Here is a 13762-nt window from a genome sequence, read left to right on the forward strand (position 1 = left end):
GTTTGCTGCACTGACAGCTTCGGATTGCGCACTTCCGCTACTTCCGGCATGGCCAGAGGAGGTCTCTATGAGTACTGAATCCCCTTCAATGACTTCTTGCCAATCAGACAGCGACAGCTTGCCAGCCTCAAGAAGCTGGCCAATATCAAGAACTGCGTCGGCAACCTCGCTATAGGCGGTTGAAGTCTGACCCGCCGCCACGATGACAGTACGGCGATCGTCTGCGCGCAACTGATACAGGAGTGGCGTAAAGTCTGCATCGCTTGAAGCGATTACAAATTCGTCGTATCGAAAGTTCTTAGCCATATAAGAGAGTACGTCCATCACGATACGGATGTCTGCGGCGTTCTTCCCTGCAGCCGTTAGTGAAGGACAGTCGATCACCTCGAAACCGGACCGGGTTAGGCGTGGACGGATTGTTGAAAAATATGTCCATGTCCCTTCGCGATTCTGAACTCGCCCTGCGGGATTCAGGTAGGCGCGTCTCACCAAGACATCTCGGCTCACTTGAGGTCCTGCCTGCTCCAATAGGTGCCGCAGCCATTTCCACGGCTCGTCTGCCATTGCCTCAGCCTGTTCAGGATCAAGGCCGTTTAGCCCCCCATAGACATTGTCAAAATCGAGAAAGAGAGCCGATTTCAGCCGAGTCTGCACCATTGTAATCCTTCAGTTGTTGAAGTCGAGTTGCGGCGAATCCGTAAACGGCGCGGTCACTCTCGCCTCGATCAGAGTGTTCCAGCACTGTCTCGTGGCCTCGTTCTCGTACGTGAAGAACCGATCGCAGCGGTGCAGCTTCGCTGACGCGAGATGTATGGCGTCTGCAGATCGAATCCCACCGACACTTGCCTGCTTGGCTCTGCGAATCACCCGACGCGCCTCTCGCGCAACGGTCTCCGAGATGTCTACGAGAGCGACCGGCGATGTCGGCGTCCATAGTTCGTCGATTGCAGCATCGCTTGCCAATGAGATGTCCACCCCCGAATCGGTTTGAACATAGGCCACTTCAGTGATCGAGAGAACCGAGGTAAGTAACTCGACTCGTGCTTGTCGCGCGTCCTCCAGAATCGACTGAACGGTATCGGCGCGGTTTGCTTCGTTGGCGACGTAGGCGAGGAGTACATTGGCGTCCGCGTAGACGCGGGGCACCTTATCCGGCATCCCGGATCCGCCTCACGACCCGCTCGGCCGGTTCGACGGTTCTCAGAGCGCCCCGCGCTTTGAGGTAGCCATCGGGCTCTCCTTCGTCCACCACATCCACCCGGGTGACCCGACGGATCGAGATCGGCCTGCCGGTAGCGACATCCCGCGTGATGGTGCCGGTGACGTCCGCGACACGTCCCCAAGCCTCCCGCATCACGTCCTTGTGGTCGGGGTGGGGGAAACAGGTGACAACTTTGTCATAGACAAGTTCGTAGATCGAGAACCGGAGAGTCTTGCGCTGGGAAAGCATCTCCACGCGACCGCGCACCGCTCCGAGCGACTTGGTGGTCTGCATTTGCCTCTCGGTCTGGCTCGCGGACGCCGGAGTCGTCGCGGGCGCAATGAAGATAACCTCGTCGTCGCCTGTCTCGAAGACGACCGGGGTGCTTTCGTCTGCGACCTTGGTCAGTTCACGGACGACGCGCAGGAGAGGACGCTCTAGGTCAACGTTGCCCCTCGCAACCTGTCGCGCGGCTTGGAGGTAGTCGTCACACATCGCCGGAATGTGCCGCTCGGCATCACTGTCGAGTGGTACAGCCTGCGCGGTCGCAGCGGCACTGCCGTAGTCGAGTCCGGCGAGTACCCATCGAACGTTGGCGCCGCGATTCTCGTGCAGCGCATCAAGGACCGCGCAGAAGCCAGCGAGCGCGGCCGACAGCTTGTCGATCGTTACCTCGCCGTCGAGGCGGAGAGTCACGAGATCGTCGGCCATGTCCTGAACTCTACGATTGGGAGTTCGATCTTGCCACCGCGTGCACGGCCGTCCACTTGACCTGGATCCACCCTCTCGGGACTTGGCGCGGCCCCTGACCCGAGCGCTACTTCGCTGCTCGCTACGCTGAGCGGGCCGTTCCGCTGCCTAGCCCGGAGACAGTGCTTTGGGTACGCGCACAGGTGTCAGCGAGTTGGCTCGCTGTGTCTCGATAGATCTTGAGGTCTCCCCGCAGACGGGGCGCATCCATGCGTTCGCCGGCGAGCGACAGGACACCGGCCGATCCGTCGTATTCCCACGAGGCCGCAAGTTCGATCAAGCGCTGGCCGACCTCGACGAGCTCGCCGACGGGGCGAGCTTCATTCTCGGCCACAACCTCATCAAGTGGGACCTCCCGCATCTGCGGGTCGCGAACCCCGGCCTGCGGCTTCTGCAGATGCCGGTGGTGGACACGCTGTGGCTGAACCCTCTGGCGTTCCCTCGCAACCCGTATCACCATCTCGTCAAGCACTATCAGGACGGGCAGCTCACGCGAGAGCGACGCAACGACCCGAAACTCGACGCGGAACTCGCCCTGCGGGTGTTCGAGGACCAGCAGAAGCAACTGCTCGAGACACCCTCGCACCTGATGGTCGCCTGGCACTGGCTCACCACAGTTGATGGTTCGCCGGGATTCGACCTGTTCTTCCGGACCCTTCGTGGCGCGCCCCGGCCGGACTATGCCCAGGCCCGTGGGGCGATCCGCACCTGTCTCGACGGCGTCGCATGCGAGATCCAGGCACGTCGCCTGATCGCGGATGCGGCGACGCACGGCTGGCGGCTTGCCTACGCGCTGGCGTGGCTGTCGGTGTCGGGGGGCAACTCGGTGATGCCTCCCTGGGTGCGGCACCAGTTCCCGAAGGCGGGGCATTTGGTTCGTCACCTGCGCGACGAGGCCTGCGCCGATCAAGGCTGCGCCTGGTGCCAGGAACGCCACAACCCCTCCCGGGAGCTCAAGCGCTTCTTCGGTTTCGACGGCTTCAGACCGGAACCCACCGACGACGACGGGCGTCCCCTGCAGCAGCTCATCGTCGAGGCAGCGATGCAGGGCCGCAACGCGCTGGGGATACTGCCGACTGGTACGGGCAAGTCGCTGTGCTATCAGATTCCGGCGCTGTCCCGCTACGACAAGACAGGCGCCTTGACCGTGGTGATATCGCCTCTGGTGGCACTCATGGCCGATCAGGTGGCGGGGCTCGAGAAGTACGGGATCACGTCGTGCGTGGCGGTCAACGGGCTCTTGTCGATGCCCGAGCGGGCCGATGCGCTGGAGCGGGTGCGCCTCGGCGACGTCGCCATCGTGTTGATCTCACCCGAGCAACTGCGCAACCGGTCGCTGCGACGAGCGCTGCAGCAGCGCGAGATCGGTGCCTGGGTGCTCGACGAGGCTCATTGCCTATCGAAGTGGGGACACGACTTCCGCCCCGACTACCGCTACGTGGGGCGCTTCATCAGCGAGAAGGCAGGCACGTCACGAGTGCCGCCGGTGCTGTGCCTGACCGCGACGGCCAAGCCGGCCGTGACCGTTGAGATCCTCGACTACTTCCGCAAGGAACTCGACATCAACATGGAGAAGTTCGACGGCGGCAGCAAGCGGAAGAACCTGGACTTCGACGTGGTCCGGACCGACAGCGCCACGAAGTTCGTCGACATCCACCGGATCCTGACCCACCATCTCCCGCCGGAGGCGGACGGCGGTGCGATCGTGTACTGCGCCACCCGGCGGGCGACCGAAGAGGTGGCCAACTTCCTCAACGAGTCGGATGTCGATGCCGACCGCTTCCACGCCGGCCTGCCGCCCGAGGAGAAGAAGGACATCCAGCAGAGCTTCATCGAGGGCCGCCTGCGGGTGATCGCCGCCACGAACGCCTTCGGGATGGGCATCGACAAGCCCGACGTGCGGCTGGTGATTCACGCCGACATCCCGTCGTCGCTGGAGAACTACCTGCAGGAGGCCGGGCGCGCCGGCCGGGACCAGGAGCAGGCCCACTGCGTCCTGCTCTACACCGCTGACGACGTGGAGCGGCAGTTCGGCATGTCGGCGCGCTCCCGGCTCACACGGCGCGAGATCCACGGCGTGCTGCGAGCGCTGCGCAGTCTCAACCGGCGCGACCGCTGGGGCGGCGAGGTCGTGGCCACGTCCGGGGAGATCCTCGGTGAGGACGAGGAGCAGGACTTCCGACGAGACTCGGCCACCGACGACACGCGGGTGCGAACGGCGGTGGCCTGGCTGGAGGAGGCGGAGTTGCTGACCCGCGAGGAGAACGACGTGCGGGTCTTCCCGTCATCGCTGCGCGTCAACTCTCTCGAGCAGGTCCGGGAAAGGCTCCAGGACAAGCCGATCGACGAGCAGTACCGCCGCCGACTGACGACGATCGCCGAGGAACTGATCAACGCCAAGCCCGACGAGGGCATCTCGACGGACATGTTGATGGTGGCATCCGGGCTGAGCTCCGAGCAGGTGCGGGGCGCTCTCCATGACCTCGAACAGTTCGGGATCGCCACAGACGACACCCAGCTGACCGCCTTCGTCCACGTCGGCGTGCGCAACCCGTCACACAGCCGGCTAACCGCGGCGATCCGACGGGAACAGCACCTGATCGAGCTGATGCAGGAGATGGCGCCCGACCTCGCCGTCGGCGAGAAGGCGCCGCTGAACCTGCGCATCGCAGCCCAGCGGCTGCGGGACGACGGCCACGACGAAGTCCGTCCCGAACACGTGAGCCGGATCATCCAGGGAATCGCCGGCGACGGGCGGGGCGACACCGGCGGCGGCAGCCTCACCGTGCGCAAGCACGACCCCGACAGCGTCCAGGTGACCCTAAAGCGCGAGTGGTCGTCGTTGGCCGGCATCGCCGAGCGCCGCCGCAACGGTGCCTCCCGCCTGCTCGAACACCTGCTGTCGCTGAACCCGCCGAACAGACGTGGCAACGACCTGCTCGTCGCCACGACCCTCGGGAAGCTGACTCAGGCCGTCGAGGGCGATTTGACGCAGCTGAGCCAGAACGGCGACGAGCGCAAGCTGCGGAGGTTGATGCAGCGGTCCCTGCTGTGGCTGCATGAGCAGGAGGTCATCCGGCTGAACCGGGGCCTCGCCGTGTTCCACCCGGCCATGACCATCCGGCTGAGTCCTGAGCCCCGCGGGTTCCGCCAGACCGACTTCGAGTCGCTCGCGCAGCACTACGAGGGGTCGGTCCGCCAGATCCACGTGATGGCCGAGTTCGCCCAGCGCGGCCTCGCCTCCATGGCCGATGCGCTACGGCTGGCCCTCGACTACTTCACCGTCGGCGAGGAGGCCTTCCTGCGGCGCTGGCTCCCCGAACGCGAACGCGAGCTCGGCCGCCAGACCACGCCGGAATCGTGGAACAACATCGTCGAGAGCCTCAACAACCCCAAGCAGCGGGCCCTGGTGGCGGACAACCGCGAGACCACGAACGTGCTGGTGCTCGCCGGACCCGGCGCGGGCAAGACAAGGGTCCTAGTGCACCGCATCGCCTACCTGATCCGTGCCCGGCGCGAGGACCCCAGGGGCATCCTGGCGCTGGCTTACAACCGCCACGCGGCGATTGAGATCCGTCGCCGGCTGCGGGATCTGATCGGCGACGACGCCCGCGGTGTGATGGTGTTCACCTGCCACGCCCTCGCCATGCGGCTCGTCGGCGCCAGCTTCTCGGGCCAGGCGGACCGGGCGACCGAAACGGACCTCAGCGAGCGGCTGCGGGAGATTCTCCGGGAGGCGACAGCCCTGCTGCGGGGCGAGGGGCTCGAATCGGAGGAGGCGGAGGAGTCCCGGGCGCGCCTGCTGGCGGGGTTCCGGTGGATTCTCGTGGACGAGTACCAGGACATCGACGGCGACACGTACGATCTCATCTCGGCGCTGGCCGGCAGGACCCTCAGCGAGGAGGACGCTCGCCTCAGCCTGTTCGCCGTCGGTGACGACGACCAGAACATCTACTCGTTCAACGGGTCCTCGGTGCGCTTCATCCGCCGCTTCGAGCAGGACTACAACGCCAAACCGGCCTTTCTGATCGATAACTACCGCTCGACGGGCCACATCATCGACGCCGCGAACGCGGTGATCGGCCTGGCAGGCGACCGGATGAAGGCCGACCACGCGATCCGGGTCAACCGGAAACGCGCCAAGGCTCCCGCCGGCGGAGGGTGGGCCGGGCGGGACCCGGTCGCTGGGGGCAAGGTCCAAGTCCTGAGAACCGCAGATGACAGCGCCGTCGCCCAGGCGCAGACCGCGGTGGCCGAACTGCGGCGGCTGTCGAGCCTCGACCCGGATTGGGGCTGGTCGAAGTGCGCGGTGATCGCCCGCGAGTGGAGCTACCTGGAGCCTGTGCGGATCGTCTGCGAGCGCGACGGGATTCCGGTGCAGACGGCCAACGAGGGCAACCTGAGCCTGTGGCACCTGCGCGAGACCCAGGCCCTGGTCAGCTGGGTCCGCCAGCGCGGCCCGGGCATGCTCCCCAGCGTCGACCTGCAGGATTGGCTGGACCGGCAGCCCTCCGGCCCCTGGATCGAGATGCTCCGCCAAGCCGCCGCAGAACACAGCCTCGAGACCGCCGCCGCGGAGGTGCCGACAGCCTCGTTCATCGAATGGCTGGCCGAGTGGGCCCGCGACGCCCGACGGCGCCAGCACGGATTGCTGCTGCTGACCGCGCACCGAGCCAAGGGCCTGGAGTTCGACCACGTCGTCGTCCTGGACGGAGGCTGGGACCGCGCCAACCGGAACGAGGACCCCGACGCCCCCCGGCGCCTCTACTACGTGGCCATGACCAGAGCCCGCCAGACGCTGGCACTGGCCCGCCTCCCAGGACTGCACCGGTTCCAGGACGCGTTGGGTGACAACCCGTCGGTGCAATGGCGCGACCCCATGACGCTCCCACCGCCGACACCAGATCTCGCCCGTCGCTACCGCCGGCTCACCCTGAGCGACGTCTACTTGAGCTTCGCCGGCTACAAGCCGCCCACCGATCCCACCCAGCGCGCCATCGCCGAGTTGGCCCCCGGCGACCGACTGCAGGTGCGCCCGAAGTCCGACCGCTGGGAGTTGCGCAACTACGAAGGTGTCGTCGTCGGGACCCTGGCAAGCAAGTTCGAGTCCCCCACCGACATGCGATGCGCCGGGGCCACAGTCCTCGCCATCGCCACCTGGAGCCGCGACCGCTCAGACCCGCAGTACCAGAAGCACCTCAAGAGCGACACCTGGGAGGTCGTGGTCCCCGAACTCGTCTTCGAGCCCGCGGGATCGGATGCTCGTCGCGGTCGGGCTTGATATCGGGTGTGGGTGGCGGCTGCAAACCGCCCCCGCTCGGACAAGGCGACTCACCCATCGTGGACCCAGTACCCGCTCGGATCCAGAGAGTCCGGTTGGCTTCGGACCCTTGACGACGCTTCTGACTAGGGGATCCGTCCCCGTCCGGGATCTTGCGGGCGTCAGGCGATGGTGGGGCGGGCGTCCACTGATCCGTCCCTCTGCGGGATCTTGCTCTTGGCCTCGCGAGCCGTTAGCCTTGAGAACGATTGGATCCCCAGGCAGCGTGTCTGAGACATGGTGCCTGCATGTGACCCCCGGGGAGCGGCTTCGCCGCTCCCCGCATTTTTGCGGATCAGAGGATCGAGTACTGAGGGGCATCGTTAGCCAGCCAACGACAGGGAGCGACATTGAATCTAAGATCTCGCATCTTCATCGATTTCTCGAACTTCCAGCTCAACTGGAATGGTCGCGCCAGCAATGCCCCTTGTGACTGGAAGGCACTGCCAAGAGTTCTGCTGGCCGAGTCTCGGAAGCTACTTGAGGCCGCAAGCACGCACAATGCCCTCTGGCTGGATGAGACTCTCGTGTACGCCAGCGTCGAGGCCAGCGGCGACGAGAACTTGAAGAAGTGGCTGAACATGGCGAACTCCATCGGCCGGCGAACTCCATCGCTGCTTGCGACTCGTTGGCCATGATGACCGATTGGAAGAGGCCGCAATCGGCCGATGGAGATGCCCGGAATGGTACGAGGACATGGGCGACACCACAGGCCGGGCACTGACCGGCACGCACGTCGCGACCTCGTGGGGCATGCCGATCGTGGCCCGCTGCGACCACTCCCCGGACTTCTGCGCCCCGTCGCAAGCCGAACTTCGTGCTGCGACGTCGTTGCTCGGCGGCACCGTCGACCGGGCCTGCACCGTGGCGGTAGCGCCCGTCCGTCTGGTCTGCTGCCACGCTTCGACCACTCCGAGGGATCCGGACGGCGGTGGCCCGTCGTCAGCCAATCCGTCGCCGCCCTCGATATCGCCCAGGACAAGGCACGCGAACTCGAAACGTTGTCCGACTGGCAGCCCGAGGGAACTCACAGAGTCCTCCTACTGGACGACAGCGGGGGCGATGCATCAGAACAGTTGCCGCTCCGCCAAGCGAAGGATTCGATCCGCATAGGACCGGCCGGTGCTCGCCTGCTCCACTTTGCGCTGGTCGATGAGCCGGTCCACAGCGGGTTTGACGTGGGTCTCTTTGTAGATCGTCTCGAGGAGGGTGTGCTCGCAGAGTTCCGCCATGCTGTGGTCGCGTTCACCGAGCATTTTCAGGATGCGACTCTCTAGTGGGGTGAAGTCCGGGCGCAGGATGTCGAAAGACAACTGGTTGGGATCACGCGGATCTCGGAACCGCTGACCGGAGACACCGTCAACCTCCCACAACGCGTCCTTGTACCTCCGCACGCCGACTTTGCTCGTGGTCCCGAAGAAGAGATGCAGAGAGTGCCCGCCTTCGTCGATCATCTCGAACGTCAGCACGTACGGAAAGCCAGCCGAGTGAAGACCCTCGCGGTACAGCTCCAGGAGGAACCGCTTCTTCTCGGCAGTCGGCAGCCCATCAACGCGCCGCCACTCGCTGTGCCCGAAGACACGCTCGCCCGATTCCTGTTCACCCTTGGCGAAGCGGATGAAGAACTGGTCCTCGAATGTGACGAGTACCTCGGATGATGGCTGTTGAGCGATCCGTTGCACAATCTTGTAGTCGGCGTCGGCGCCCCAGCCGTCGAGGTTGGCGAACACTGGCCCATCCCACCCTCCCACTTCGGCGATCGCCTGCTCGAAGAGGTCGCCGCAGTTGCCACGATGGACGCGCGTCACCAAGCCGGGCGGCCTAATCCTGGGCGGGAACCGGGCGTCAAGAAGGCTCCTGAGGTGCTCAGCGCGTCCGCGATGATCCTCGACGAAGATGAGACGTGTCTGAGCCCCCGAGCCCGTCACGTCGCTCCGCAGCGCTTGTTCCATCGCGATGACGGGCGAACTGTCTTGGGCGTTCGTGTACTCCCCGGGACCCGCGAAGCCGTCGAAGAACGTGATCCCGGTGTCGCGAAACTGTTTTGCCATGATGGGGAACCACGCTGACATGTACCGGCGTAGCAGCGTGTGTTTCGCAGCCGTGTGGGGGTCACGCTCCCAGAGGATCCCGGTTGGAACGGCCATGGGATCAGGCCGCCGCCGCTCTGGGGAGTTGGTCCCACACTTCGCCCTCGAGTTCTCGGCCACCGGCCTTGGGGGTTCTACCGCCCCATTGCTTGAAGAAGAACGCGACGCCGGCTGACGTGCAGGTGTCACGAAGCTCGGTGACCCAGGCGAGCTCCATGGGCCGCGCGTTGGCACCGGATTCGCCGCCGGCGATTAGCCACTGGATGCCCTCAAGATTGAGGGCGCCGAGCGGGCCCAGGAGAGGCTCGGCGCTAACGAACCGCACTGCTGCTGGAACCCGACGCAAGTGGTTGATGCGGAAGGTGTACCGGCGGGACTCCACGCTGACGCCCATCCATAGGTTCGACGGCCAGTCGAGTTCGCCTGCTGTGCGGCTCAGCCGCTGCGCTCGCTTGGTGAGCACCTGGTAGGTGTGCTGAGGCGTCTCGCGGATTACCTCGAAGACCTGCCTGATGAACTCGAGAGGAACGTCGTCGTGGAAGAGGTCGCTCATCGAGTTCACGAAGACGAGCCGCGGTGTGCTCCAGCGACGAGGCACGTCGAGCGATGAGGGATGGACCGTGAGCCTGAAGCCTGGCCCACTCGTCCTCGGGTCACCATCGACTTGGTACTTCGGCGAACCCATCGCCTTGAGCCGCTTCGACAGCGTGAGCGCGTAGCAACGATCGCACCCCGGGGAGACGCGGTCACAACCCGTGGTCGGGTTCCACGTTGCCTCAGTCCACTCGATCGCCGACTTGTCAGCCACGCCGCCACTGTAGGGCCACGGTGCGACAGTCAAGAAGTCGGATTCGACGAGACCACGCCTACAGTCGGTCGCGAACTGCCCTCTGAACTGGGAGTTTGTGTTGGTTTCGACTCTCCCCAGCTCTTCGGGACGTCCCGTCGATCTGAGCCGGGAGACACCTCTGAGAGACTTCTGGTGCAGCTAGCCACCGTTGAGGGTCAGCAGCTCGCGGAGGACACTTTCGTCGGAGATGTCCGCTGGCCAACCGTAGGCGGCGGCTACGGCCTCGTCGAGGGCTTCGTGTGCGTCGGCGAGCCATTGGGGGCGGGCGTTGTAGAGGTTCGTCAGGGTGCGTTTCTTGAGTTCTTTCGCTGCCTGCTCGTCGCGAGGAACGGGCCGCTTCGGATAGCCGGGGACCGGCTCGTCGGCCCACTCGACCCACTCAGGCGGGTTGAGCCAGCGGTCGCGCAGCTCGACGAGACGCCGGGCTCTCGTGGCTATGGCCGCAGAACGGGGGTCGGACGCGTAGTCGGTCGCGGGCACGGTTGGCACCAAGTCAGTGGGGAACGGGAACGTCGCGAAGGTGGATGTCGGTGTGTAGCGCGGCCGGTCCTCCAGACTCGACCCAAGCCGTAGCGACCAGACTTCGTGGAACCGGCTATGCAGAACTCCGAATGTCGTGTCGTCGTCGCACGCGATGACGATCAGCTGTGAATCGGGGCAGATGCGCGCATCGAGCCAAACGAACAGGCGGTGCTTGGCCAGGCGCGGCGTCGCGATGTACCGCGACAGGCCGTCGAGCGCTGCCCACATGCTCGGGCGCGGCCGATGATGCAACCACCAGGCGTCTCTTCTCCCGGCCTTACGTTGCCCGTCCCATGCAGGCCGGACATTCTCTGCGACCCAACGGAACGGCTCTTCGTACAGCGCCGCCTCGTTGGCTGGCATGGTCGCCCCGAAGTCGATGATCCACTTTCCCGCGGGCCGCCGGGTCAGGTCCATCCCGTTGACCCACGGCTTCAGAACGTCGGCGTTCGTCCGGCCGTTCGGGTTCGCGGGAAGGCGGAGCCACTCACGCGCCAGATCGCCCGGGATGTCGAAGGGAGCACCCTTCGTGTCGCCCATGAACGCCACGCCGTCGTTCTCCGCGAGGCGACGGGCGTTTGTCAGATCAACGCCGATGCCATCGCGCCGCGCGGTCAGGTCGGTGTAGATCTCGTCGACCGCAGCGCCATCGAGCCGAGTGATAGCTACGGACTCGTCGCCGGCACGCGAGAAGCAGACCAGCGACACCCGCACGGCCGCTCCGTCGATCACCCACGGCTCGTTGCTCCACGCATCGAAGATCCGCCGATTGTTCGTCGCGGCCGACAGCGCACGGCGGTTCGCGCCCCCGCGGATCGAGTTGGTCGCGACAAGCCCGGCCCGGGTTGCCTTGCCCGATGCGATCTGCTGGCCCGCTTTCTCGAGCCAGTAGCAAACGAGGTCCGCCTCGGCGGGCACGCGCCCGGCGTAAGTCGCGAACATCTGCGACACGTAGTCCTCACCCAAGTTGGCGATCAAGAGCTTGCCACCCAGGAACGGCGGGTTGCCGATCACGACATCCGCTTCCGGCCAGTCCGGTTCGGTGCTGTCCGGCGTGAGGATCGCGTCCCGGCACTCGATGGTGTCCAGCGGCTTCAGGATGGGGTCGCGCGACTCTGCGAAGCCGTTGCGTCGCATCCACTGGATCTCGCCGATCCAGACCGACACGCGCGCCAACTCGGCGGCGTAGGGGTTGATCTCGATGCCCTTCACGTTGGCCGGTCCGATCGCCGGGAACGTCCGCGGGAAGCCGAACGCCTCCGCCTCGAACTGCACCTGGTGCTCCAGGTCCTTGAGCGCCTGTAGGGCCAGATACAGGAAGTTGCCCGAACCGCACGCCGGGTCAAACACCGTGAAGGCGCGCAGCCGGTCCAGGAATGTCCGATAGCGCCGTTCGGCCTCATTCCGGCGCTTCTTGCGGGTGGCGGCGGTCTTGGCGGCGTCCGCGCGCTCCAAGTCGGCAACGATCTGTGCCTTCTCCGCGGCCCATTCCGTGAGCCACGGGCGGATCACCACGGGCTCGACGAGCAGCATGATCTTGTCGCGGTCGGTGTAGTGCGCGCCGAGCTGAGAGCGCTTGTCGGGGTCGAGACCGCGCTCGAACAGCGTGCCGAGGATCGACGGGTCGATCTCAGACCAGTCAAGGTTTGCCGCCCGCAACACCGCATCTATGTCCGACTGCTCCAGCGGCAGAGCGTCGCCGTCAGCAAACAGCCCGCCGTTGAACCAGTCGACCGTCTCGAGACCGACCTCGCCACCGTGGGCCATCACTTCGAACAGAGTCCCTGCGAGGTCCGCGAAGCGATCAGGCTTGGGCCGAGATCGGATGAGCACCCTTGAGAACATGTCGTCCGGCAGGAGTCCGACATCGTCGGCGAACATGCAAAAGACCAGCCGATTGACAAAAAGTGCGACCCGCTGCGGGTCGTGGCCCCGTTCCCGCAATGCCTGGGCGAGTGCTGCGAACGATGCCGCCGCGCGCTCAGTCAGCGATTGACGGGTCTCTCCCGGCCGCAGCCGGTCGGGATCCGAGAACGCCCACTTCAGCAGGTCGCGGTTTGCAGCATCGGCTAGGTCCTCCAAGACGAACTCGTGGGTCTCGCTGACGGTGTTCGTCCAGTTGGTGCGGATCCGGAACCGTCTCAGGTCGCAGACGATCAGCAGCGGCGGGTTCTCCAGCGCCAGCGCGTACTGCCGTAGCTGGTTGAACGCAGCGTCGAGGCTCTCGCCCGGACTCTTGTACTCCCACGCGAAGTGGTGGCGCTTCCAGACATCGGCCCACCCGGGGCTGCCGCTGTCCTTCAGAGCGCCCCGCTCGAAGCAATACGCGTCGCCGGCCGGATCGGCCTCCGCCGGCGTCGGCTCACCCAACACCCGGCAGAGATCAAGGAAATGCTCTTGAGCCGCGGAACGCTCCTTCAGAACCGACGAGCGCCATTTGGCGATGAACTCATGAGGGTCCACAGACAATCCCCTACCTGGCGACCGGTGCCTCCTGGGCCGTACGCGTCAACATTCTTCTTATCGGACGGCGATTCGGCGGTGATCTCAACGGGCAGGTCAGCATGTCAGCGGCTCCCGGACCTCCCACGCGGATAATCGTGCCACACCACCCCCTCCGGGCGTGGAAGGCGCTGCTATCTGGCTGCCTCTGCGTATGCCTGGGTAAGCGCGGGCTGCTCGCCCTAGCGGGATTGTTTCCAACATATCGCGACCCGACGTACAGTTCTCCGCATGACAACCACATCTGAGCGTCGTGGCCTTCGCGGCCCAGCCGACCTGCAGATCTTCGTCTTGGAGGCTCCTGCTGGGACGAATTGCGGGAGGCTCTGAACCGGCCACCCGCAACGAATCCTCGAAACCGCGACTGCCCGGCCTCGCCTGAACCGACGCAAGCCACAAGCGAGCCCGGAGCGCGGCGGCCGTGGGGTCAGATCGCCGCGAGTCCTCAACGAGCAAGCGGCAGCGAAGGAGATCCGTGTGGATGTGGGTTTGCACGAGTTGCGACGCTCTCGGCTGCTCCAGAACTG

7 protein-coding genes are annotated in these 13762 nt (G+C 65.3%); 1 reads left to right on the forward strand and 6 read right to left on the reverse strand.

Going from position 1 to position 13762, the window contains the following annotated elements; genetic code table 11:
- The 3 genes from OXG55_00035 to OXG55_00045 form a co-directional block, all read right to left on the reverse strand.
- Positions 1–654, reverse strand: a 654-nt coding sequence (locus OXG55_00035; GenBank protein MCY4101647.1) for an NYN domain-containing protein, incomplete at its 3' end; no start/stop codon positions are given.
- A 12-nt stretch (positions 655–666) separates the two neighbouring features.
- A complete protein-coding gene (locus OXG55_00040; protein ID MCY4101648.1) occupies positions 667–1158 on the reverse strand; it encodes a type II toxin-antitoxin system VapC family toxin in 492 nt (163 codons plus the stop codon).
- Positions 1148–1912, reverse strand: a complete 765-nt coding sequence (locus OXG55_00045) for a hypothetical protein (protein ID MCY4101649.1) — start codon at positions 1910–1912, stop codon at positions 1148–1150. Before OXG55_00045 ends, OXG55_00040 begins: the two co-directional genes overlap by 11 nt.
- 868 nt (positions 1913–2780) lie before the next feature.
- Here OXG55_00045 and OXG55_00050 point away from each other — a divergent pair.
- Positions 2781–7232 (forward strand): RecQ family ATP-dependent DNA helicase, encoded by a 4452-nt coding sequence (locus tag OXG55_00050; GenBank protein ID MCY4101650.1) that lies wholly within the window; start codon positions 2781–2783, stop codon positions 7230–7232.
- Between the two features lie 1106 nt (positions 7233–8338).
- On the opposite strand, the gene OXG55_00055 is transcribed toward OXG55_00050, so the two are convergent.
- From OXG55_00055 to OXG55_00065, 3 genes are all read right to left on the reverse strand, one after another.
- Positions 8339–9418 carry a three-Cys-motif partner protein TcmP gene (locus OXG55_00055; protein ID MCY4101651.1) on the reverse strand — a complete coding sequence of 360 codons (1080 nt, stop codon included), beginning with the start codon at positions 9416–9418 and terminating at the stop codon, positions 8339–8341.
- 4 nt (positions 9419–9422) lie between these two features.
- Positions 9423–10169: a phage Gp37/Gp68 family protein gene (locus tag OXG55_00060; protein MCY4101652.1), complete on the reverse strand. Its 747-nt coding sequence runs from the start codon at positions 10167–10169 to the stop codon at positions 9423–9425.
- A 180-nt stretch (positions 10170–10349) separates the two neighbouring features.
- A complete protein-coding gene (locus OXG55_00065) occupies positions 10350–13196 on the reverse strand; it encodes an N-6 DNA methylase (GenBank protein MCY4101653.1) in 2847 nt (948 codons plus the stop codon).
- Positions 13197–13762: the final 566 nt, after the last annotated feature.

The organism is bacterium (genome assembly GCA_026708055.1).
Lineage (GTDB): Bacteria > Actinomycetota > Acidimicrobiia > Acidimicrobiales > CATQHL01 > VXNF01.

What these genes read in the sequence shown, in the direction of transcription:
- OXG55_00040 (MCY4101648.1), bottom strand. Translation starts at nt 1,158, where the DNA reads ATGCCGGATAAGGTGCCCCGCGTCTACGCGGACGCCAATGTACTCCTC.
- OXG55_00045 (MCY4101649.1), bottom strand. Translation starts at nt 1,912, where the DNA reads ATGGCCGACGATCTCGTGACTCTCCGCCTCGACGGCGAGGTAACGATC.
- OXG55_00050 (MCY4101650.1), top strand. Translation starts at nt 2,781, where the DNA reads ATGCCTCCCTGGGTGCGGCACCAGTTCCCGAAGGCGGGGCATTTGGTT.
- OXG55_00055 (MCY4101651.1), bottom strand. Translation starts at nt 9,418, where the DNA reads ATGGCCGTTCCAACCGGGATCCTCTGGGAGCGTGACCCCCACACGGCT.